We start from the raw sequence: 22,141 nt of genomic DNA, 5'->3' as shown, positions 1-22,141 counted from the left end.
TATTAGTGCAAATTTAATAGATAATATATGATATAAAAGATGTATCTAAAGGAATTCTTAAGAATACCAGTGATGGAGTGATTAGATGCTTGATAATAAGAAGATACTTGTTTGTGTAACAGGAGGAATTGCTGTATACAAATCGGCCGCATTAACAAGTAAACTTGTTCAGGCCGGTGCGCAAGTTAAAGTTTTAATGAGTGAATCAGCGACGAAATTTGTGGCGCCGCTAACCTTTCAGGCTTTATCCAAAAACGATGTTTATATAGATACGTTCGACGAGAAAATCCCTGGTAAAATCGCACATATCGAGCTCGCAGATTGGGCGGATGCCATTTTGATTGCGCCAGCTACAGCAAATATCATAGCGAAGTTGGCAAATGGGATTGCTGACGATATTATTTCTACCACATTGCTGGCAACTACGGCGCCTGTTTTTATTGCCCCGGCGATGAATGTCCATATGTATCACCATAAAGCTGTGCAACGAAATATGGAGCGTCTTCATGAAGATGGCTATTTATTTATGGAACCATCTGAAGGTTATTTAGCTTGCGGGTATGTTGGAAAGGGCAGGCTGGAAGAACCGGAAACAATTGTTGCTAATTTGGGGACTTATTTTTCTGGTGAGAACAAACCACTGGTCGGAAAAAAAGTTCTGATTACAGCAGGGCCAACTCGAGAACGGATTGACCCTGTCCGTTATATTTCTAATTTTTCAAGCGGAAAAATGGGATATGCTTTGGCAGAGGCAGCGAGCAGATTGGGAGCAGATGTTACGTTGGTATCAGGTCCTGTATCACTAAATCCTCCAGTAGGTGTCAAAGTGATTGATGTTGAAAGTGCTTCTGAGATGTTTGAAGCCGTTATGGACGTCATGGACCATCAGGATATTATCATTGGTACAGCGGCTGTCGCTGATTATAAACCGGCTGTTTATGAAAATCAGAAAATCAAGAAACAAGAAGGAGACAGTACGCTTGAACTAAGTCGCACAAGGGATATTCTTCGAGAGGTCGGTAGAAGAAAAACGAATCAACTTATAATTGGCTTTGCAGCTGAGACCAATCACTTGGAAGAATATGCAAAGAAAAAGCTGGTTAAGAAAAATGCGGATATGATAGTGGCCAATAATGTAACGCATGAAGGTGCAGGCTTCGGAACTGACACTAATATTGTTACCCTGTATAAAAAGGATGGCAGCTTTAGAAAACTCCCTTTATTAAGTAAAGCAGAAGTGGCTGCAGAAATATTTAAAGAGATAGAATCCTTACAAATAAAAGAGGCACCTTTATTATGATTGCAGAAGTGATCGTGGATGTGCCAGCTCAACAAACGGATCGTCCATTCGATTATAAAGTACCAGCGAAATGGACAGGAATTATCCGTGAGGGCATGCGAGTGACCGTTCCATTTGGCCCAAGAAAATTACTTGGCTTTGTCGTTAGGCTAAAGGATCATACAGAAGTTAAAGGATTAAAGACTATCAGCAGTTTATTGGATATTGAACCAGCGATTAATAATGAATTGCTTGATTTGGGGCATTGGCTGGCAGATGAGACGATGTGCTTTAAAATATCGGCATTCCAGGCGATGCTGCCGGCAGCATTAAAAGCCAAGTATGAAAAACAAATTCGGCTTGCTCCCGGAAAACAGATAAATGACCTTCCGGAACAGATTCAGTATTTGTTCGGTAAATCGGAAGCTGTTAGCTGGATTAAGATGCAAAATGATGAATTACTATCTTTTATAAAGGATGAGATTGATAAAGGCAATCTGGAGATTACTGTTCAGGTTTCCAATAAAACAAACATTAAGAAACAAAAATATATTGCTTCTTTATTGACCAAGGAAGAACTACTTGAACAATTAGAGCAGTTAAATGCCAATGCCAGCAATCAGAAAAAATTAGTAGCTTATTTGATTAAGCACCCAGGGGAGCAAATACTTTCAAAAGTGTTGGAAGAAACAGGAATAAATAGTTCGACTGCAATTAAACCTCTTGTCTCAAAGGGCATGGTAAAGATTATTGAGAAGGAAGAATATCGCAGTCCATTTGCCGCAGGGCAATTTAAACCAGATCATTGCCTGGAGTTAACCGCTACGCAACAGGCGGCGATGGATCCAATTACCATAGCCATAAAGGAAAATCGAAATGAAAATTTCCTGCTGTATGGAGTAACGGGGAGCGGCAAAACAGAAATTTATTTACAATCAATCAAGCAAATTGTAGATAGAGGTAAGGAGGCTATTGTTCTAGTACCTGAAATCTCTTTAACACCGATGATGGTAAACAGATTCAAAAGGCGGTTTGGAGATTTGGTGGCTGTCTTACATAGCGGCCTTTCACATGGTGAAAAATATGATGAATGGCGCAAAATCCAGCGCGGAGAAGTTAAAGTAGTGGTCGGTGCCCGTTCAGCTGTCTTTGCTCCATTTACGAATTTAGGCTTGATTATTATTGATGAAGAGCATGAAGGCAGCTATAAGCAGGAGGAAACACCACGTTATCATGCACGTGATGTAGCGCTAAAACGGGCTGCTTATCATCATTGTCCGGTTGTGCTCGGCAGCGCAACACCTTCGCTTGAGAGTTTTGCTAGAGCGAAAAAGGGTGTTTATACACTCTTAACGTTAAAAACCAGAGTGAACCAGCAGGCCATGCCAACTGTTTCCGTCATAGATATGAGGGATGAAATGAGAGGGGGAAACCGCTCCATGTTCTCCCATTTATTATTTGAAAAATTGAAGGACCGTGTAGATAAAGGCGAACAGACCGTTCTGTTGTTAAATAAAAGAGGCCATTCCTCCTTTGTCATGTGCAGAAATTGCGGTTTGGTCGTGACATGCTCAAACTGTGATATTTCAATGACTTTTCATCGTGCCCAATCACTGATGAAGTGTCATTATTGTGGCCTAGAAGAGAGAGTTCCAGAGGTATGTCCCGATTGCGGCAGCGATCATATTCGTTATTTTGGAACTGGTACTCAAAAAGTAGAAGAAGAGTTGGGTAAATTGTTGCCACACGCAAGGGTTATCAGAATGGATGTGGATACGACACGGCGAAAAGGGGCACATGAAGCGTTACTGAAAAAATTTGAAGAAGGACAGGCTGATATCCTTCTCGGAACACAGATGATTGCTAAAGGACTTGATTTTCCAAAAGTAACCTTGGTTGGTGTCCTTACTGCTGATACGATGCTTCACTTACCTGACTTCAGATCATCGGAACGAACCTTTCAACTATTAACGCAGGTCAGTGGACGTGCCGGAAGACATGAATTGCCGGGCGAAGTGGTCATCCAAACCTATACTCCCGAACATTACAGTATTCAGCTGGCATCAGAGCAGGATTATGATGGTTTTTTCATGAGAGAGATGTTCCTAAGGAAACAAAGTGACTATCCTCCTTATTTTTATATTGCTCTTTTAACTATTTCCCATGAGGATGTTTTAAAAACCGTTGAGGCGGCAGATAAAATAACAGCATTTGTTAAACGGCAGGTAGGACCGGAAACGGTCGTATTTGGTCCATCGGCTTCTCCTATGTCCAGAATCAATAATAGATATAGGTATCAATGTCTGATAAAATACAAGCGGGAACCTAATTTAACCTCTATTTTAAAAAAATTGAACGAAACATATGGACGTAATGCCACCCAATCTGGATTACAATTATCGATTGATGTCAATCCGTTCATTATGATGTAAATAGAAAGGCGGAAATGTATAAGTGGCTGTACTACCGATTGTAAAACACCCAGATAAAATTCTTGAAACTCCCTGTAAAAAGGTTGAAGTATTTGATCATAAATTAGCAAAATTACTGGATGATATGTATGACACAATGATTAACGCGGATGGTGTAGGATTGGCTGCTCCGCAAATTGGCCAAAATATACGAGTGGCAATCGTTGATGTAGATGATGAATCAGGTACATTTGAACTGATTAATCCAATTATGCTTTCTGCTAAAGGTATGGACCAGGATGTGGAGGGTTGTTTAAGCTTTCCGAACCTATATGGGGAGGTTGAGCGCCCAACATATGTTAAGATACAGGCACAGGACCGTAATGGACAAACATATATTTTAGAAGCTGAAGATTATTTGGCGAGAGCAATTCAGCATGAAATGGATCACTTGGAAGGAATCTTATTTACTTCTAAAGTCGTCCGTTATATTAGTGAAGAAGAGTTGGAAGGGTATGAAGTTGAATGACTAAAATAGTATTTATGGGAACACCGGATTTCTCTGTCGGTGTTTTGGAACGCTTAATAAAAGATGGATACGAAATCGTAGGTGTAGTAACACAACCTGATCGTCCGGTTGGACGTAAACGCATTTTGACACCGCCTCCTGTTAAGGTGACCGCTGAAAAATACGGCATACCTGTTCTGCAACCCGAGAAAATTCGAGTGGATTCTGAAGTGGACAAGGTACTTGCCTTAAATCCGGATTTAATTGTCACAGCAGCATTTGGGCAAATTTTGCCGAATCGTTTATTAGAGGCACCGGAGTTAGGCTGTATAAATGTACACGCATCCTTACTGCCTGAATTACGTGGCGGAGCACCTATCCACTATGCGATAATGCAGGGAAAAGAGAAGACCGGTGTCACCATTATGTACATGGTAGAGAAGCTGGATGCCGGCGATATGCTGGCTAAAGTGGAAGTTCCGATTGAAGAAACAGATCATACCGGCAGTTTACATGATAAATTAAGCAAAGCTGGCGCTGAATTAGTTTCACAAACCATTCCGAAATTGTTGAATGGAGAAATCACTCCAATCAAACAAAATGAAGAAGAAGCAACTTTCGCTTACAATATTAAAAGAGAACAGGAATTAATCGATTGGACACTGACTGGTGAGGAGATTTATAATCATATCCGCGGATTGCATCCGTGGCCGGTAGCCTATACTTTACTAAATGGAACGGTTATAAAAGTATGGTGGGGCGAAAAAGTGAAGAGCGATAAAAAAGGGAATGCCGGTGATGTACTTGAGATTGAGGAAGATGGATTTATTGTGAAAACAGGCAATGATACAGCAATCAAAATTACCGATTTGCAATTGGCCGGCAAGAAAAGAATGACTGCTGAGCAAATGCTCCGAGGTACAGCCATTATATCAACAGGAATGAAATTGGGAGATTAAAGAATGCCACAAAAAAAGAATGTTAGAGAAATAGCGCTAGATATCCTGGTTTCTGTCGAAAAAAGCCAGGCATACAGCAATCTGTCATTAAACCATGCTATCAAAGAAAATAGCCTCTCTCCACAGGATGTAGGGTTATTGACCGAGTTGACATATGGGACTATCCAACGGAAAATGACACTGGAATACTATGTGAGACCTTTTGTTAAAAATCCTAAGAAGCTAGAATCTTGGGTGTTATCGCTTATTGAAATGACCGTTTTTCAAATGCATTTTCTGGACCGTGTACCTGATCGGGCTGCGATTCATGAAGCAGTGGAAATTGCAAAAAAACGCGGACATCGTGGAATTGCCTCTTTGGTTAATGGCGTACTTCGATCTATTCAGCGTGAAGGAATTCCGTCAGTGGATAGTTTAACGGATCCCCTTGAAAAAATCGCGATCTCAACAAGTCATCCATTATGGCTTGTAAGAAAGTGGGCAAATGAATTCGGTATTGAGCAAACAGAAAAAATGTGTGAAGAAAACCTGCATGCTCCTGTGCAAACTGGCAGAGTAAATGTTACGAAAATCAGCAGAGAAGAATTGATAGAAAAGCTGAAAAGTGAAGGGTATATTGTTGAACCGAGTCTCTTAATAGAGGAAGGGATCCGCTGCCTTAAAGGAAATATGGCTATGTCAGAGAGCTTTAAGGAAGGCCTATTTAGCATACAGGATGAGAGTTCTATGCTCGTGGCCTATGCTTTAGCCCCGAAAGAAAACGAAATCATTTTGGATAGCTGTGCAGCACCAGGCGGTAAAACGATGCATATTGCTGAAAAAATGAATAAGACCGGGCAAATATACGCACTGGATCTTCATGCACATAAAACAAAATTAATTGATACGCAGGCAAAACGACTTGGTTTAACGAATATTGAAACTAAGCAAATGGATGCAAGGAAAACACCGGAATTTTTTGATACGGAAATGTTTGATAAAATCCTTGTGGATGCTCCTTGTTCTGGCTTGGGCGTGTTAAAACGAAAACCGGATGCCAAGTATACTAAAAGTGAGCAAGATTTGAACTCACTCGCGAAAATTCAATTCGATATTTTACATCAAGTATCCCAATTAGTAAAAAAAGGCGGTACAATCGTTTATAGTACATGTACTGTTGGCAATGATGAAAATAATGCAGTTATTGACGCATTTCTTCAGGCACATCCTGAGTTTGAGAAGGATCTTACACTTAAAAACAGAATGCCTGAAAAGGTGAGACCTTATATTATAGATAATAGTTTACAAGTACTACCTCAATATTTTGGAAGCGATGGATTTTTTATTGCTTCTATTCGAAAGAAGGCGTAAGGAATGAGACAAACAACAACTAAGGAAGTAAAGAAGCAGGATAGCCCCCCATCTATTTATTCCTTGCAATTAGATCAACTGAAAGAATGGCTCGAAGAAAACGGAGAAAAAGCATTCCGTGCAACACAGATTTTTGAATGGTTATATGAAAAAAGGGTTTCCTCTTATGAAGATATGACCAACCTATCCAAAGATTTACGTGCAAAACTAAATGAAGCATTTACACTAACGACATTAAAAACACTTGTTCAGCAAACATCAAAAGATGGCACCATTAAATTCTTATTTGAATTACAGGATGGGTATTCCATTGAGACCGTATTAATGCGTCATGACTATGGAAACTCTGTTTGTGTGACTACACAGGTTGGCTGCCGTATCGGCTGTACATTCTGTGCTTCTACTCTTGGCGGATTAAAGCGAAATCTAGAAGCCGGGGAAATTGTTGCACAGGTTGTAAAGGTCCAGCAGGCACTGGATGAAATGAATGAACGAGTAAGTTCTGTTGTTATTATGGGTATTGGAGAACCATTCGATAACTATGACAATATGATGTCGTTCCTGCGAATTATCAACCATGATAAAGGGCTGAATATCGGAGCACGTCATATAACAGTTTCGACGAGTGGAATCATCCCTAAAATATATAAATTTGCAGATGAAAAATTACAAATCAATTTTGCTATTTCATTGCACGCTCCAAATACTGAGCTGCGCAGTAAGCTTATGCCTATTAACAGAGCATACAAGCTTCCTCAATTAATGGAGGCCGTTAAGTATTATGTTGATAAAACAGGCAGAAGGATTACATTTGAATATGGACTTTTCGGTGGTGAAAATGACCAGGTTGAGCATGCCCTTGAACTGGCGGCTTTAATAAAAGATATTAAATGCCATGTGAACTTAATCCCGGTCAACTATGTTCCTGAACGGGAGTATGTAAGAACACCAAGAGAACAAATTGATCTGTTCGAAAAAACATTGAAAGATCAAGGTATAAATGTGACAACGAGAAGAGAGCAAGGTCATGATATTGATGCAGCTTGCGGGCAACTGAGAGCAAAAGAAAGGAAAGAAGAGACGAGGTGAAGGGATGAAGGCAGTTTTTAGAACAGACCGGGGCAAGGTGAGAATCCATAATGAAGATCAGGGCGGTATATTTTATAAGGGTAATCCTTCTATGATCTTTGCTGTCATTGCAGACGGAATGGGCGGTCATAAAGCAGGTGATGTAGCAAGTGAAATGGCTGTTTCCAAACTAAAAGAAGCATGGGAGACAGAGTTGCTGACAGATTCACCAAGTTCTATCGAATTGTTTTTAGAAGAGCAAATTAAGCGTGTTAACCGTGAAATTTACGAGCATTCTATGACACATGAGGAATGTGAAGGAATGGGGACAACTATTGTTGGCGTGATTTGTACGGATAAAACAGCCACAATTGTAAATGTTGGAGACTCCAGATGTTACCTTTTGAATGAAAGTGGCTTTAAACAAGTGACTGAAGATCATTCCCTGGTTAATGAGCTTGTACGTTCCGGTCAAATATCTAAAGAAGATGCCGCACACCATCCCAGAAAAAATGTCATCCTTCGTGCACTAGGAACAGAAAAAAGTGTGGATGTCGATATAAAAACAATTAATATTGAAGAGGGGGATCGTCTGTTATTATGTTCAGACGGTCTCTCTGATAAACTTTCTGAATCAGAAATAGAAACCATTATTACGAGCAGTGAATCATTAGACCATATTGCAGGTACATATATTCAAAAAGCTAATGAAAACGGAGGAGAAGATAATATAACTCTAGTAATCCTTCTGCACAGCTTTGAAAGTGAAGGTGGGTGAGTTATATGTTGGCCGGCAAACGCATTAGTGACAGATATAAGATTATCCGCATGATTGGTGGAGGAGGCATGGCAAATGTATACCTGGCAAGAGATATGATACTTGACCGGGACGTTGCATTGAAAATTCTTCGTATGGATTTTTCCGATGATGAGGAATTTATTAGGCGATTTCATCGGGAAGCCCAATCCGCCACAAGTTTGACGCATCCAAATATTGTAAGTATCTTTGACGTTGGGGAAGAGGGAGATATTTATTATATTGTGATGGAATATGTCGATGGAATGACATTAAAACAATATATTCAGACCTATTCATCGATTCCAGTTGAAAAAGCATTGGATATTATGAAACAAATCACATCGGCTGTATCGCATGCCCATCAGAACCATATTGTACATAGAGATATTAAGCCACACAATATATTAATTGATCACGACGGTAATGTGAAAATTACTGACTTTGGGATCGCGATGGCTCTTAGTGCAACTTCCATAACGCAGACGAACTCTGTCCTCGGGTCTGTTCATTATTTGTCTCCTGAACAAGCAAGAGGCGGAATGGCGAATAAAAAGTCGGATATTTATTCTCTTGGAATTGTTATGTTTGAATTAATCACCGGGAGATTGCCATTTTCTGGTGAGTCTGCCGTTTCAATAGCACTGAAACATCTCCAATCAGAGACCCCGGCTCCAAGCAGGTGGAATCCATCGATTCCTCAAAGTGTGGAAAATATCATCTTAAAAGCAACGGCTAAAGATTCATTTCACCGGTATGCAAGTGTGGATGAAATGAAAGAAGATATAGAAACGGCTCTAAATCCGGAAAGATTAAACGAAAGTAAGTTTTCCATACCAAATGATGATGATGTAACAAAGGCGATTCCGATTATAACGAATGATGATTTGTTTAAGAATTATGATGAGACGAAAGTCGTACCGATTGATGAAGATACTGTATTAATGGAGCAGGTTAACGGATCAGCAGGAAAAAATGCCTCTGTGAAAAAGCAAAAGAAAAAGAAAGATAAAACAAAAAAGAAAAAACAGCAGTCTAAGAAAAAGAGAGAATGGCTTAAGATAACAGGAATTATTTTAACATCACTCATTCTGCTTGCGATTCTGGCGCTCTTGATTCTGCCGGGAATGTTTGCCGCAAAGGATGTTGAGGTACCTGATATTAAAGACACACAATTGGAGAAAGCCATGTCCACTCTAATTGAGCAAGGCTTCGAAATCGGAGACACAATTGAGAAACCTGATGAAGAAATTGCAGCTGGAAATGTGATTAAAACAGACCCTGAAGCAGGAGATACCGTTAAAGAGGGTGCGGTTATTAATGTCTATTTCAGCAGTGGAAAAGAGCAAGTGGAGGTCCCCGATTATGAGGATCGTCATTATGAGGATATTAAGCCGCTAATAGAAGAATTTGGTTTTAGAGATATTGAAATTAATAGGGTAAATGATGATTCAGTAGCTGGGACTGTACTTGAACAAGAGCCTAGGCAGGGAGAAGAAGTCATCCCTTCAGAGACAATATTAATATTAACACTAAGCAGTGGACCTTCCAAACTTACTCTCAAAGATTTAACTGATTATAATCAGAAGGCACTGGATGATTACGAGGCTGATACGGGACTACAAATCACCATAGCAAGAGAGGAATACAGTTCAACGATTAAAGAGGGTCAAGTCATTTCTCAGGAGCCTGCAGCAGGAACGGCTGTTGAGGTTGGTTCAGAAGTAAAAGTAACTATTTCCAAAGGGGAAGAAGAAATTCCACCTAAAGAAACGAGTAAAGAAGTGACCATAACGTATGATGAAGAATTAGCCGGTGTGCCTCAAATGGTGACAATACTGATTGAGGACCTGAACAATAATATGACAGAACCAGTAGATACATTTGAAATAACAAAAACTGTCAAAAAAACATTACAATTTACCATACCTCATAATGGTAAAGCAGGGTATAAGATCATAAAGGATAATAGTGTTTATGATGAAGGTGTAATTAGTTATTCGGACAGTTAACAAAAAGGAGGGCCTATATGCCTGAAGGCAAAATCATTAAAGCGTTGAGTGGCTTTTATTATGTAGCTGATGAGGGTAAAATCGTTCAATGCAGAGGCCGGGGTATTTTTAGAAAACAAAAGGTTACGCCTCTTGTCGGAGATACGGTTATTTATCAAGCGGAAAATCCAACGGATGGATATATCATGGAAATTAAAGAACGCAGGAATGAATTAGTACGTCCGCCCATTGCCAATGTAGATCAGGCCATTCTTGTGTTTTCAGCTGCAGAGCCCGAATTCAGTACGAACTTATTGGATCGATTTTTAGTATTGGTTGAATCTAAGAATATTGAACCAATCATTTGTATCAGTAAAATGGATTTACTGGATTCTGAAGGTGAGAAGAAGATACAAGATTATGCAGAACAGTACAGAGAAATTGGATATGAGGTCATTTTAACGTCTTCTTTGGAGGAATCAGGGATATCTGAGTTACAGCCTTACCTGAAAGGGAAAATCTCAGTATTTGCCGGACAATCCGGAGTTGGTAAATCATCTCTGCTAAATGTACTGGATCCATCTCTAAATATAAAAACCAATATAATTTCCTCTCATTTAGGCAGAGGAAAGCATACAACAAGGCATGTAGAGCTTATTGATCTTGGGGATGGCTTATTGGCAGATACACCGGGATTCAGTTCTCTTGAATTTAACGAGATCGAAGCCGAGGAGTTAACTGGTTGTTTTCCAGAATTAAGAGAAAAAAGCTCGGAATGTAAATTTAGGGGTTGTCTTCATGTTAAGGAGCCCAAATGCGCTGTTAAACAAGGTGTTGAAACGGGCGAGATAGAGGAATACAGATATAATCATTATTTGCAATTCCTTGAGGAAATTAAAGATAGAAAGCCGAGGTATTAACTATGGTTAAAATTGCTCCATCCATATTATCAGCCGATTTTTCAAAATTGGGAGAGGAAATCCGTGATGTTGAAAGAGGCGGAGCAGATTGGATTCATATTGATGTGATGGATGGTCATTTTGTTCCCAATATAACGATTGGCCCACTTATTGTTGATTCCGTGCGTCCTATTACCAAATTAACGCTTGATGTTCATCTCATGATTGAAAATCCGGATCAATATATAGAAGCCTTTGCAAAAGCTGGTGCCGATTATATAACGGTCCATGCAGAAGCTTGTACGCACTTGCATCGTACGATCCAGTTGATAAAATCTTTTGGGGTTAAAGCAGGTGTAGTATTAAATCCTGCCACATCTCCTGATGTTTTAGATTATATTCTGGAAGATATCGACATGGTTCTTTTAATGTCTGTAAACCCAGGCTTTGGCGGGCAAGTCTTTATACCAAGTGTTCTGGAAAAAATAGAACAGGTGGATAAAATGATTAAGGAAAAAGGCTTATCCATTGAAATCGAGATTGATGGCGGTGTAAATGAAGAAACCGCCAGACTATGCATTGATAAAGGTGCTACTGTGCTTGTGGCAGGATCTGCTATTTATAATAAAGAAGACAGGAAGAAAGCGATCGCAGCCATTCGCGGCGAGTAATCTATTGAGTGTTTTGCGCTGATAAAAGAAGGATCTATAAAGCAATGAGGATTCTTCATATGAATGGGCATTATATACAGGTTGTGTAGGGAAAATGTGTTTTTCGAACGTCAATCGCGTTTATGCCTGAATAGTGAAAGAATTCTGTAAAAAGTAATAAGGAAAGGGTTGTCCATTAAGTTACAAGAGGATAACCCTTTTTTGTATGACAAATGAGTAAAGGAGCATACCTTATGGAAATTAATATTGTTGCCGGTGGTCCTGCTATGTACATTCCTAATTTAAGAAAGTTACGTAGTGAAGGAAGTGAAACAATCTGGATTGGTGTGGATCGAGGCTCATTACGGATTTTGGAGGCAGGTATTCATCTTAATAGTGTTTTTGGAGATTTTGATTCTATATCTAAAGAGGAATTGAAACAGGTGCAGGATAATTGCGACCTCTTTTTTGAGTTTCCTCCAGAAAAGGATGCTACAGATCTGGAATTGGCTCTTGAATGGGCTTATACCCAAAGTCCGGAAAGAATCACGGTTTATGGAGCAACAGGCGGCAGGATGGACCATACCCTCGCTAATATCATGATGCTGCTTAATAAAGACAATCTAAAAAAAAATATTCCAACAAGTATAGTGGATCAGAATAATATTATCACGCTTTTTGAACCAGGATCTTATGTAGTCGAAGATACGGATTTCAAATACATATCTTTTATACCGATTACCGATGAGGTAGAGGGATTGACGCTTTTGAATTTTAAATATCCTTTAGCAAATCGTACCTTATACCGAGGCAGGACATTGTCAGTCAGTAATGAATTAAATTTCAAAACTGGTACTTTTTCGTTTTCGAATGGCATATTATTGGTGGTAAGAAGCAGAGATTGAATGAACTGTTGGACTTTTTACTATTATATGAATGTAAAGTGATTAATGAGAACTGGGCAGAGCTAAGGAGGGACACAATGAAATTTTATACGATTAAGTTGCCCCGATTTTTGGGAGGAATCGTTAAGGCTATGTTGGGAGCTTTTAAAAAGGGTTAAATTTAATATAATATGGCACCCTGCTATGGGGTGTTTTTCTTGTAGGATTAAGCGTTTTTTCACTATATGATTCGCACAAAAAATCCCGACCCATACTCTAACTTGGAGCGAATCCTTTGGATCAATACTAAATAAAATAGTAAAAACATAAGACTAAACAGGGATAAATAGGGGAAAAATGAACAAGCATCCTTTAAAAGGATGCTTGTTCTCGTTTATTATACGCGTTCAACTTTACCAGATTTTAACGCTCTTGTAGATACGTATACTCTTTTCGGTTTACCGTTAACAAGAATACGAACTTTTTGAACGTTAGCTTTCCATGTACGTTTGTTAGCGTTCATGGCATGAGAACGATTGTTTCCGGAAGTTGTTTTTCTGCCGGTAATAAAACATTTGCGTGACATAGCCCAATTCCCTCCTTACTGCCTATATTAATCATTTCTTTTTTAGTCGGTCTCTTCAAAAGATACTTTAATAATTTAACATACCTATCACTATAATGCAATACAATTGAAAAGGTCTTTCAAGAAAAAAACCTTGACATACGATTTTAACTTTGATTAATTGGTATAGGATAAGGGCTTTCCATTCAAAAGTGATTATAGTAAAATAGATTCTAGCTATGGTGACCATAAAGGGGGAACAAATATGTCCATTGAAATGAGTACGAAATACGGACAAATAGATATTTCGAATGATGTATTAGCAATCATTGCAGGTGGTGCAGCCGTAGATTGTTATGGAATCGTCGGTATGGCATCCAAACATCAAATTAAAGATGGAATTAGTGAAATCTTACGTAAAGAGAACTTCTCCAAAGGAGTAGTAGTCAGACAGAATGAAGATGAGTTACATATTGATATGTATATCATTGTAAGCTACGGAACAAAAATTTCCGAAATCGCTCATAATGTACAATCTAAAGTTAAATATACATTAAACCAAACTGTTGGATTATCGGTAGAATCCGTTAATATTTTTGTTCAAGGGGTTCGGGTTACGAATCCGTAATTTAAGGAGGAAAATTGAGTGGCTATAACATCTATTGACGGCAAAAGATTCGCCGAAATGGTCATACAGGGTGCGAACAGGCTGTCTGCCAACGCTAAATTAGTTGATTCGTTAAATGTATTTCCTGTTCCGGATGGTGATACAGGAACGAACATGAATTTATCCATGACATCAGGAGCTAAAGAGGTAAAAAACAATGTACAGGATCATATCGGGAAGGTTGGTTCATCTTTAGCAAAAGGATTGCTGATGGGTGCGCGTGGAAACTCAGGCGTTATTTTATCCCAATTATTCAGGGGATTTGCCAAAAATATAGAACCAAAAGCAACTATTGACAGTAAGGAATTTGCATTGGCATTTGAAGCTGGTGTGCAAACTGCTTATAAAGCAGTTATGAAACCTGTTGAAGGTACAATTTTGACTGTTGCAAGGGAAGCTTCTAAGGCAGGGCTAACAGCAGCTGAATCAGAAACAAGCGTAATCGCAGTAATGGAGGCTATTGTAAAAGAAGCTAAAGCTTCCCTAAAACGTACTCCTGATTTACTGCCAGTGCTTAAAGAAGTTGGCGTAGTAGATAGTGGTGGCCAGGGATTAGTGTTCGTTTATGAAGGATTCCTAGCTGAGCTAAAAGGTGAAAAGCTTGCTGAAACGCCTGAATTCACACCTAAAATGGATGAGCTTGTGAAAGCGGAACATCATATAAATGTTTCGGGGCATATCAAAACAGAAGATATTGAATTCGGCTATTGCACTGAATTCATGGTACGTTTTGAACCTGAAAAATTGGCGGAAAATCCGTTTAATGAAGAAAATTTCAGAAATGATTTAAGCCAATACGGAGATTCACTGCTTGTTATTGCTGATGAGGATATCGTAAAAGTTCATATTCATGCAGAAAATCCGGGTAATTGTTTAAACTACGGGCAAAAATACGGCACTTTAATTAAAATTAAAGTGGATAATATGCGTGAACAACATTCTGCTATTTTAAATGAAACAGCGAATGAACTGCGGGAAAATGCTGTACCTACCAAAACTGAAAAGAAAGATTTTGGTGTAGTGGCAATTGCTATGGGCGAAGGGATTGCTGACTTGTTCAGAAGCATTGGTGCGGACGTAGTCATTGAAGGTGGGCAAACGATGAACCCATCCACAGAAGATATCGTAAAAGCAATTGAATCCATTAATGCTGATCATGTTTACATCCTGCCAAATAATAAAAATATTATTATGGCAGTTGAACAGGCTTCTGATGTAATAGAAAAGCCCGTTACGGTAATCCCTAGTAAAACGATTCCTCAAGGGTTGACTGCCTTGTTGTCCTTTAATCCTGCTTCTCCAGCAAGTGATAATGAGGAAATGATGAAGGATGCCTTAGAGAATGTTATTACGGGACAAGTTACGTTTGCGGTACGTGATACAAGCATAGAAGGACTTGAAATTGAGAAAAACGATTATATGGGTCTGATTGATGGTAAAATTAAAGTGAAAAACAAGGATAGAGTGGAAGCTGCTAAACAAGTGCTGGAAAACATTCTCGATGATGCAGAAATCCTAACTATTTTGTATGGGGAAGAAAGTTCCCAGGATGAAGTGGATCGTCTTGTTCAATATTGTGCGGATACTTATCCAGATGTAGAAGTTGAAGTGCATAATGGGAAACAGCCATTGTATTCCTATATATTTGCTGCTGAATAAAAACACATATCAATCATTACAATAATAGAAGGGGGAAACCCCTTCTATTTCAGTATGTATAGGTTTTTTCACATTTTTGTACTGGAGAGGGTATGTAATGAAATATAAAAGTGTATTTGATATTATCGGTCCGATTATGGTTGGTCCATCCAGTTCCCATACGGCGGGGGCGGTAAGGATAGGACGGGTGGCGAGAAGCCTGTTTAACAGACAGCCTAAATGGGCGATTGTTTCTTTTTACGAATCTTTTGCTAAAACGTACAAAGGGCATGGTACAGATGTGGCTATTGTGGCAGGATTACTGGATTATGATACATCGGACCCGCGTCTTATCCGTTCTCTTGATATTGCCAAAGAGAAAGGCATGCAGATAACTTTTGTGGAAGAAGATGCCATAACAGACCATCCGAATACGGTCAGAATCAGAATGGGTGATGATGAAGGTGAGTTGGAATTAGTCGGTATTTCGATTGGCGGAGGTGCAATTGAAATACTTGAACTGAATGGGTTTGAACTGCGCTTATCAGGCCATCATCCGGCCATTTTAGTTGTCCATGATGATCGATTCGGTGCGATTGCAAGTGTATCCAATATTCTTGCCAAGCATGAAATTAATATTGGACATATGGAAGTTTCACGGCAAGATGTAGGAAAGATGGCGCTCATGACAATAGAGGTCGATCAAAATATCGGTCAGGATATTTTAGAGGAAATTTCATTATTGGACCATGTAAAACAAGTTACAAAAGTTTCGGATTAAAGTGCAGATAATCCTTTATGAGGAGGTTGCTATATGTTTCGCAATGTTGCCGGATTGGTTGAACTTGTTGAAAGTAAAGTTGAGAAGATATCTGACATTATGAATCTGCGGGATGCAGTATACAAGGCTGAAGCCGTAAAAGAGCTGAACGCTGTAATGGGAACGATTTATGTTACACCAACGGACCGAGAGTTGGAATCAAGAATATTTGGGGTTTTACTTAAAAATGGATAGATTAAATGATTTATCAGTAGATACAGTAAAAGGGATAGGGCCAGAATCCGCTATGCAGCTAAATAATATTGGCATCTATACAGTTGCGGACTTGCTTGAGTATTTTCCTTATCGTTATGAAGATTATAGAATAAAAGACATCGTGGAAGCAGCCCATGATGAACGGATAACTGTCGAAGGGGTCATTCAATCAGCCCCTAATTTAACCTATTTTGGACGGAAGAAATCTCGTTTGAATGTTAAGCTGTTAACAGGCCGTCATATCATTACTGTAACTTTTTTTAATCAGCCATATATTAAAAATAAGTTAACACTGAATGAAACGATAACCGTAACGGGGAAATGGGATAAAAACCGTTTAACCCTGACGGCATCTGAATATAAACTTAGCTCTCAGGCAAGGGAACAGGAATTTGAGCCAGTGTATCATGTTAAAGGTGATCTCTCTGTCAAATCACTTCGTAAATGGATTAAATCAGCCTACCTTACCTATCATGAGAGAATCGTGGAAATATTGCCTGAAGATTATCTTGTGCAATATAAGTTGCCGGAAAGAGGACTGGCCTTACGTTACTTGCATTTCCCCCAAAATGCGGCTGAAGTAAAGCAAGCCCACAGAAGATTTGTCTATGAAGAATTTCTCTTGTTCCAAATTAAAATGCAAGCTCTCAGAAAAGTGAAGCGAGAAAATTCGAATGGCCAAGTGCATGCATATGATAATCAAAAATTGAAGAAGTTTATTTCGTCTTTACCATTTGAACTGACCGATGCGCAAAAAAAGGTCATTAATGAAATTGCACTGGATATCAGGTCTCCATACCGCATGAACAGATTGCTCCAGGGTGACGTTGGTTCAGGAAAAACGGTGGTGGCGGCTATCCTGCTATACGCTGTTGTGACAGCAGGATATCAGGGAGCTTTAATGGTACCTACAGAAATTTTGGCAGAACAACATGCCAATTCCCTATTTGAACTACTGCAGCCATTTGCTGTAAATGTAGCTCTCCTTACATCAAGCGTGAAGGGTAAGCGCCGACGTGAAATGATGGAAATGCTTGAGCGAGGAGAAATTGATATTTTGATAGGGACACATGCTTTAATTCAAAAAGATGTGAATTTTAAAAAGCTTGGACTTGTGATTACGGATGAGCAGCATCGATTCGGTGTAGAGCAGCGCCGGATCTTGCGAGAAAAAGGTGAAAGTCCCGATGTGCTATTCATGACAGCTACACCTATCCCGAGGACGCTTGCCATAACGGTCTTTGGCGAAATGGATGTATCTATCATTGATCAAATGCCGTCAGGAAGAAAGAAAATAGAAACGTATTGGGCTAAGCATAATATGCTGGACAGGATTCTGACTTTTATGAGTAAAGAATTAGAACAAGGGCGGCAGGCTTATGTGATTTGTCCTCTAATTGAGGAGTCTGAAAAGCTTGATTTGCAAAATGTACTGGATGTTCATACGGCTATGACGCAGTATTTCAGTCCAAAGTACTCTGTTGGGCTTATGCATGGTAAGCTTCCTGCCGATGAAAAAGATGAAATTATGCGCGGTTTTGGGAATAATACTATTCAAGTACTTGTGTCAACAACCGTTGTAGAAGTGGGTGTAAATGTACCAAATGCTACAGTGATGATGATCTATGATGCTGAGCGATTTGGATTGTCGCAGCTTCATCAATTAAGAGGCCGTGTAGGCCGGGGTGCTGACCAATCTTACTGTATCTTAATAGCAGATCCGAAGACAGAAGTGGGAATTGAACGATTAAATGCGATGTGTGATACAACAGATGGATTTGCGTTAAGTGAGAAAGATCTGGAATTAAGAGGTCCGGGAGATTTCTTTGGAAGAAAGCAAAGTGGGGTACCTGAATTTAAAATAGCTGATATGGTCCATGACTACCGTGCGCTTGAAACGGCCAGGAAAGATGCGGAAGAATTAATTGCGGGATCTGAATTCTGGACGGATGAAAAGTATAAGTACCTTAGAGATTACCTGTCAAATTCAGGAGTTCTCGAAGGTGAGAAATTAGATTGATTGACAGATTGCTTGTTGGAGTCCGAAAAATTCTTGCAATCTTTTTTTTATAATTATATACTACTATTAGTACCTAGTCATAACACTTCGGAAGGTGAAGGCTTTTGAAACGAAACAAGAAGGATAGACAAGCTATATTAAAGGATATGATACAAGATAATCCTTTTATTACCGATGAGGAATTGGCTGAACAATTACTGGTTAGCATACAAACGATTCGCTTGGATCGTTTGGAATTATCCATCCCGGAATTGAGAGAAAGAATAAAGTCTGTTGCTGAGAAGAGAATGATAGATGAGATCAAATCTCTGCCTGTTGATGAAATTATAGGAGATATTATTGATCTTGACTTGGACAATAGTGCTATTTCTTTATTAGATATAAAACCTGAACATGTGTTTAAACGAAATAAAATTGCCAGAGGTCATTATTTATTTGCCCAGGCTAATTCACTGGCTGTGGCGGTAACGAATGAGGAACTGGCCTTAACAGCAAAAGCTGCCATTCACTTCACAAAATCTGTGTATGAAGGCGATCGTGTGATTGCGAAAGCTAAGGTTATAGAAGTGGATAGGGATAAAGGAAGATCCCTGATTACGGTACACAGCTTTGTAGGTAAAGAGCTGGTCTTTAAAGGGGAGTTTTCCATGTACAGAACAACTACTGAGAAAAAGGATGAACAAAAATGAAAATTGCATTAGATGCTATGGGTGGAGATCATGGTCCAAAGGAATCTGTAAAAGGCGCAGAAAAAGCGATTAAAGCTTTTCCGGATTTGGAAATCGTGCTTATGGGCAATGAGACTGAGATTAAAAATCATCTAACTTCTACAGAACGGATTACGATCATCCATACGGATGAAGTGATAACCGGTGAAGATGAACCGGTGAGAGCAGTACGAAGAAAGAAAAATGCATCAATGGTTCTTGCTGCTCAGTATGTTAAGGATGGACAAGCCGATGCATGCATCTCGGCTGGAAATACGGGTGCTCTAATGGCCGCGGGGCTCTTTGTGGTTGGAAGAATTGATGGGATTGACCGACCTGCGCTTAGCCCGACATTACCGACAATCGATGGGAATGGATTTGTATTATTAGATGTAGGAGCAAATGCAGATGCAAAGCCTGAACATTTATACCAGTATGGATTGATGGGATCTGTATATGCTGAAAAGGTTCGTAATATTAAAAATCCTCGGGTTGGATTGTTGAATATTGGAACAGAAGAAAAAAAGGGGAATGAGCTGACCAAACAGGCATTTGCTTTATTAAAGGATGCTGACTTTAATTTTATTGGTAATGTAGAAGCCCGGGACTTGTTAAATGGTGTGGCTGATGTTGTGGTTACAGATGGGTTTACCGGAAACATGGTTCTCAAAACAACAGAAGGAACTGCTTCTGCTTTATTTAAAATGTTAAAAGAAGCTATGATGGTTGATTTAAAGAGCAAATTGGCGGCGGCTGTTTTAAAGCCTGGATTTAAAGAGTTGAAAAACAAGCTGGATTACTCTGAATACGGTGGGGCTGGACTATTTGGATTAAAGGCTCCTGTCATTAAAGCGCATGGTTCTTCAGATGCGAATGCATTCTATAATGCTATACGCCAAGCAAAAATTATGGTTGAACATCATGTTGCTGAAACGATTCATGATGCGATAAACGAACAGTAAGGGGAATGAACAATAAGGGGGATAAGATGACTAAATTTGCTTTTATTTTTCCGGGTCAAGGATCACAAACAGTGGGGATGGGTAAAGATATTTACGATAATTATCCGAATGCAAAAACCCTCTTTTTGAGAGCAGATGAATGTTTGGGTGAAGAATTTAGTAAGGTGATTTTCGAAGGTCCGCAGGAAAAATTAACATATACATATAATGCACAGCCTAGTCTTTTGATTACTAGTTTGGCACTACTTAGCGTATTTCGAGAAATGTCTGATCTAAAGCCTGATTATATGGCAGGTCACAGTCTTGGTGAATATACGGCTTATACAGCTGCTGAATCAATCCAGTTTCAGGATGCGGTTAAATTAGTGCGCAATCGAGGCTTGTATATGGAGCAGGCAGTTCCTTCCGGGATGGGAACGATGAGTGCTGTTCTTGGTATGGATGCGTCACATTTAGAAGATGTAACAAGAACGATAACGAATCAAGGAGAACCGGTACAATTAGCGAATTTAAATTCACCCGGGCAGATTATTATCTCCGGAACAACTGAAGGGGTAAGGTTGGCAGGAGAGCTTGCGAAAGAAAAAGGAGCTAAAAGAATACTGCCTTTGGAAGTCAGCGGTCCTTTTCACTCTTCATTGATGAAACCTGCAGCAAGTAAGCTTGCGGAAACACTCAATGAAATAGAAATTCAGATTCCTGATTACCCAATTATCTCGAACTATTCAGGCACTGAAGCTGGAACTGGGAGTGAAATGAAGGAAAGTCTGATCAAGCAGTTGTATTCTCCGGTGAAATGGCAGCAATCAGTTGAATATATGATCAATATGGGTGTGACAACTTTTATCGAGTTTGGCCCAGGGACTGTTCTCTCAGGGTTGGTTAAAAAAATCAACCGCAGCGTAAAAACATATTCAGTAAAAGATATTGAATCATGTAAAAATGTGGTCAATTCACTTGATGCGGAGGTTAAGGCAAATGGGTAAATTGGATGGAAAAGTTGCACTGGTAACGGGTGCATCCAGAGGAATCGGTCGTGCCATTGCCATAGCTTTGGCAAAAGAAGGCGCCTCCGTGGCGGTTAATTATGCGGGAAACAGTGAAAAAGCAGGCCAGGTGGTCAGTGAAATAAAAGAAATGGGCAGAGAAGCAGTAGCTATCCAGGGAGATGTAACGAATGCTGATTCCGTTACTGCCATGGTAAAGAGCGTTACTGAACAATTTGGGAAACTTGATATTTTAATAAATAACGCTGGAATCACACGTGATAATTTGTTAGTTCGTATGAAAGAAGAAGATTGGGATTCTGTAATTAATACCAATTTAAAAGGAGTATTCCTTTGTACGAAAGCCGTATCCAGGCAAATGATGAAACAAAGGCAGGGGCGGATTATCAATATTTCTTCTGTGGTCGGTGTGAGTGGAAACGCCGGGCAGGCTAATTATGTAGCTGCAAAATCAGGTGTCATAGGATTAACCAAGACAACTGCTAAAGAATTGGCGGCTCGAGGAATAACGGTAAATGCTATTGCCCCCGGGTTTATTGAAACAGATATGACCAATGTATTAACTGAAGAAGTTGGAGAGCAAATGCGGAAGCAAATTCCACTGGGCCGTTTTGGATTACCTGAGGACGTGGCTAAAACTGCCGTTTTCCTGGCTTCCGAAGATTCTGGATATATAACAGGTCAAACGATTCAGGTCGATGGCGGAATGGTCATGTAGTGACTAAGTGATTGAATATGTTTAAT

General features: G+C 39.5%; 22 protein-coding genes. 21 read left to right on the top strand and 1 reads right to left on the bottom strand.

Annotation, left to right across the window (positions count from 1 at the left end; genetic code table 11):
• The first annotated feature begins 85 nt into the window (after window positions 1-85).
• From coaBC to spoVM, 12 genes are all read left to right on the top strand, one after another.
• Window positions 86-1,300: a bifunctional phosphopantothenoylcysteine decarboxylase/phosphopantothenate--cysteine ligase CoaBC gene (coaBC, locus tag AC4G3K_RS07275; protein WP_491132912.1), complete on the top strand. Its 1,215-nt coding sequence runs from the start codon at window positions 86-88 to the stop codon at window positions 1,298-1,300.
• Window positions 1,294-3,711, top strand: coding sequence for a primosomal protein N' (gene priA / locus AC4G3K_RS07270; RefSeq protein ID WP_491133246.1), 2,418 nt, complete (start codon window positions 1,294-1,296; stop codon window positions 3,709-3,711). The genes coaBC and priA overlap by 7 nt, the downstream gene beginning before the upstream one ends.
• A 22-nt stretch (window positions 3,712-3,733) precedes the next feature.
• Window positions 3,734-4,219, top strand: a complete 486-nt coding sequence (gene def / locus AC4G3K_RS07265) for a peptide deformylase (RefSeq protein WP_491076843.1) — start codon at window positions 3,734-3,736, stop codon at window positions 4,217-4,219.
• Complete coding sequence (fmt, locus tag AC4G3K_RS07260) at window positions 4,216-5,157, top strand: methionyl-tRNA formyltransferase (protein WP_491132911.1); 942 nt, start codon at window positions 4,216-4,218, stop codon at window positions 5,155-5,157. Before def ends, fmt begins: the two co-directional genes overlap by 4 nt.
• 3 nt (window positions 5,158-5,160) lie before the next feature.
• Window positions 5,161-6,507: a 16S rRNA (cytosine(967)-C(5))-methyltransferase RsmB gene (gene rsmB / locus AC4G3K_RS07255; RefSeq protein WP_491132910.1), complete on the top strand. Its 1,347-nt coding sequence runs from the start codon at window positions 5,161-5,163 to the stop codon at window positions 6,505-6,507.
• Window positions 6,508-6,510: 3 nt separating this feature from the next.
• A complete protein-coding gene (gene rlmN / locus AC4G3K_RS07250; RefSeq protein ID WP_491076846.1) occupies window positions 6,511-7,596 on the top strand; it encodes a dual-specificity RNA methyltransferase RlmN in 1,086 nt (361 codons plus the stop codon).
• Between the two features lie 4 nt (window positions 7,597-7,600).
• A complete protein-coding gene (locus tag AC4G3K_RS07245) occupies window positions 7,601-8,353 on the top strand; it encodes a Stp1/IreP family PP2C-type Ser/Thr phosphatase (RefSeq protein WP_491076847.1) in 753 nt (250 codons plus the stop codon).
• 5 nt (window positions 8,354-8,358) lie between these two features.
• Window positions 8,359-10,383 carry a Stk1 family PASTA domain-containing Ser/Thr kinase gene (gene pknB / locus AC4G3K_RS07240; protein ID WP_491132909.1) on the top strand — a complete coding sequence of 675 codons (2,025 nt, stop codon included), beginning with the start codon at window positions 8,359-8,361 and terminating at the stop codon, window positions 10,381-10,383.
• A 17-nt stretch (window positions 10,384-10,400) separates the two neighbouring features.
• A complete protein-coding gene (rsgA, locus tag AC4G3K_RS07235) occupies window positions 10,401-11,282 on the top strand; it encodes a ribosome small subunit-dependent GTPase A (RefSeq protein ID WP_491076849.1) in 882 nt (293 codons plus the stop codon).
• A gap of 2 nt (window positions 11,283-11,284) precedes the next feature.
• Window positions 11,285-11,932 (top strand): ribulose-phosphate 3-epimerase, encoded by a 648-nt coding sequence (gene rpe, locus AC4G3K_RS07230; protein ID WP_491076850.1) that lies wholly within the window; start codon window positions 11,285-11,287, stop codon window positions 11,930-11,932.
• Between the two features lie 233 nt (window positions 11,933-12,165).
• Complete coding sequence (locus AC4G3K_RS07225) at window positions 12,166-12,816, top strand: thiamine diphosphokinase (RefSeq protein WP_491132908.1); 651 nt, start codon at window positions 12,166-12,168, stop codon at window positions 12,814-12,816.
• A 77-nt stretch (window positions 12,817-12,893) separates the two neighbouring features.
• The gene (gene spoVM / locus AC4G3K_RS07220; RefSeq protein WP_049671465.1) at window positions 12,894-12,974 is read left to right on the top strand and encodes a stage V sporulation protein SpoVM; all 81 of its coding nucleotides are present in this window, start codon (window positions 12,894-12,896) and stop codon (window positions 12,972-12,974) included.
• 218 nt (window positions 12,975-13,192) lie between these two features.
• Here the strand turns inward: spoVM and rpmB are convergent, their stop codons facing one another.
• Window positions 13,193-13,381 (bottom strand): 50S ribosomal protein L28, encoded by a 189-nt coding sequence (rpmB, locus tag AC4G3K_RS07215; RefSeq protein ID WP_491076852.1) that lies wholly within the window; start codon window positions 13,379-13,381, stop codon window positions 13,193-13,195.
• Window positions 13,382-13,625: 244 nt separating this feature from the next.
• On the opposite strand from rpmB, the gene AC4G3K_RS07210 reads away from it, so the two are divergent.
• The 9 genes from AC4G3K_RS07210 (at window position 13,626) to fabG (ending at window position 22,115) form a co-directional block, all read left to right on the top strand.
• Window positions 13,626-13,988, top strand: a complete 363-nt coding sequence (locus AC4G3K_RS07210) for an Asp23/Gls24 family envelope stress response protein (protein ID WP_491076853.1) — start codon at window positions 13,626-13,628, stop codon at window positions 13,986-13,988.
• An 18-nt stretch (window positions 13,989-14,006) separates the two neighbouring features.
• Complete coding sequence (locus tag AC4G3K_RS07205; protein WP_491132907.1) at window positions 14,007-15,686, top strand: DAK2 domain-containing protein; 1,680 nt, start codon at window positions 14,007-14,009, stop codon at window positions 15,684-15,686.
• Between the two features lie 97 nt (window positions 15,687-15,783).
• Window positions 15,784-16,446, top strand: coding sequence for an L-serine ammonia-lyase, iron-sulfur-dependent subunit beta (gene sdaAB, locus AC4G3K_RS07200; protein WP_491132906.1), 663 nt, complete (start codon window positions 15,784-15,786; stop codon window positions 16,444-16,446).
• A 33-nt stretch (window positions 16,447-16,479) separates the two neighbouring features.
• Window positions 16,480-16,680, top strand: a complete 201-nt coding sequence (locus AC4G3K_RS07195; RefSeq protein WP_491076856.1) for a hypothetical protein — start codon at window positions 16,480-16,482, stop codon at window positions 16,678-16,680.
• Complete coding sequence (gene recG, locus AC4G3K_RS07190; RefSeq protein ID WP_491132905.1) at window positions 16,673-18,721, top strand: ATP-dependent DNA helicase RecG; 2,049 nt, start codon at window positions 16,673-16,675, stop codon at window positions 18,719-18,721. Before AC4G3K_RS07195 ends, recG begins: the two co-directional genes overlap by 8 nt.
• A 104-nt stretch (window positions 18,722-18,825) precedes the next feature.
• Window positions 18,826-19,410, top strand: a complete 585-nt coding sequence (gene fapR, locus AC4G3K_RS07185) for a transcription factor FapR (RefSeq protein WP_491132904.1) — start codon at window positions 18,826-18,828, stop codon at window positions 19,408-19,410.
• Entirely contained in the window at window positions 19,407-20,390 is a 984-nt protein-coding gene (plsX, locus tag AC4G3K_RS07180; protein ID WP_491076859.1) for a phosphate acyltransferase PlsX, read from the top strand. The genes fapR and plsX overlap by 4 nt, the downstream gene beginning before the upstream one ends.
• 26 nt (window positions 20,391-20,416) lie before the next feature.
• Window positions 20,417-21,376 (top strand): ACP S-malonyltransferase, encoded by a 960-nt coding sequence (gene fabD, locus AC4G3K_RS07175; RefSeq protein ID WP_491132903.1) that lies wholly within the window; start codon window positions 20,417-20,419, stop codon window positions 21,374-21,376.
• A complete protein-coding gene (gene fabG / locus AC4G3K_RS07170; RefSeq protein WP_491076861.1) occupies window positions 21,369-22,115 on the top strand; it encodes a 3-oxoacyl-[acyl-carrier-protein] reductase in 747 nt (248 codons plus the stop codon). The genes fabD and fabG overlap by 8 nt, the downstream gene beginning before the upstream one ends.
• Window positions 22,116-22,141: the final 26 nt, after the last annotated feature.

Source organism: Bacillus sp. z26 (assembly GCF_058313635.1).
The sequence above is the reverse complement of the archived record's forward strand: the minus strand, read 5'-3'. Positions and strand labels throughout refer to the sequence as shown.

What these genes read in the sequence shown, in the direction of transcription:
- plsX (WP_491076859.1), top strand. Translation starts at nt 19,407, where the DNA reads ATGAAAATTGCATTAGATGCTATGGGTGGAGATCATGGTCCAAAGGAA.
- fabD (WP_491132903.1), top strand. Translation starts at nt 20,417, where the DNA reads ATGACTAAATTTGCTTTTATTTTTCCGGGTCAAGGATCACAAACAGTG.
- rpe (WP_491076850.1), top strand. Translation starts at nt 11,285, where the DNA reads ATGGTTAAAATTGCTCCATCCATATTATCAGCCGATTTTTCAAAATTG.
- rlmN (WP_491076846.1), top strand. Translation starts at nt 6,511, where the DNA reads ATGAGACAAACAACAACTAAGGAAGTAAAGAAGCAGGATAGCCCCCCA.
- rsgA (WP_491076849.1), top strand. Translation starts at nt 10,401, where the DNA reads ATGCCTGAAGGCAAAATCATTAAAGCGTTGAGTGGCTTTTATTATGTA.
- sdaAB (WP_491132906.1), top strand. Translation starts at nt 15,784, where the DNA reads ATGAAATATAAAAGTGTATTTGATATTATCGGTCCGATTATGGTTGGT.
- fabG (WP_491076861.1), top strand. Translation starts at nt 21,369, where the DNA reads ATGGGTAAATTGGATGGAAAAGTTGCACTGGTAACGGGTGCATCCAGA.
- spoVM (WP_049671465.1), top strand. Translation starts at nt 12,894, where the DNA reads ATGAAATTTTATACGATTAAGTTGCCCCGATTTTTGGGAGGAATCGTT.
- coaBC (WP_491132912.1), top strand. Translation starts at nt 86, where the DNA reads ATGCTTGATAATAAGAAGATACTTGTTTGTGTAACAGGAGGAATTGCT.
- AC4G3K_RS07210 (WP_491076853.1), top strand. Translation starts at nt 13,626, where the DNA reads ATGTCCATTGAAATGAGTACGAAATACGGACAAATAGATATTTCGAAT.
- pknB (WP_491132909.1), top strand. Translation starts at nt 8,359, where the DNA reads ATGTTGGCCGGCAAACGCATTAGTGACAGATATAAGATTATCCGCATG.
- AC4G3K_RS07225 (WP_491132908.1), top strand. Translation starts at nt 12,166, where the DNA reads ATGGAAATTAATATTGTTGCCGGTGGTCCTGCTATGTACATTCCTAAT.
- AC4G3K_RS07245 (WP_491076847.1), top strand. Translation starts at nt 7,601, where the DNA reads ATGAAGGCAGTTTTTAGAACAGACCGGGGCAAGGTGAGAATCCATAAT.
- recG (WP_491132905.1), top strand. Translation starts at nt 16,673, where the DNA reads ATGGATAGATTAAATGATTTATCAGTAGATACAGTAAAAGGGATAGGG.
- rpmB (WP_491076852.1), bottom strand. Translation starts at nt 13,381, where the DNA reads ATGTCACGCAAATGTTTTATTACCGGCAGAAAAACAACTTCCGGAAAC.
- AC4G3K_RS07195 (WP_491076856.1), top strand. Translation starts at nt 16,480, where the DNA reads ATGTTTCGCAATGTTGCCGGATTGGTTGAACTTGTTGAAAGTAAAGTT.
- rsmB (WP_491132910.1), top strand. Translation starts at nt 5,161, where the DNA reads ATGCCACAAAAAAAGAATGTTAGAGAAATAGCGCTAGATATCCTGGTT.
- fmt (WP_491132911.1), top strand. Translation starts at nt 4,216, where the DNA reads ATGACTAAAATAGTATTTATGGGAACACCGGATTTCTCTGTCGGTGTT.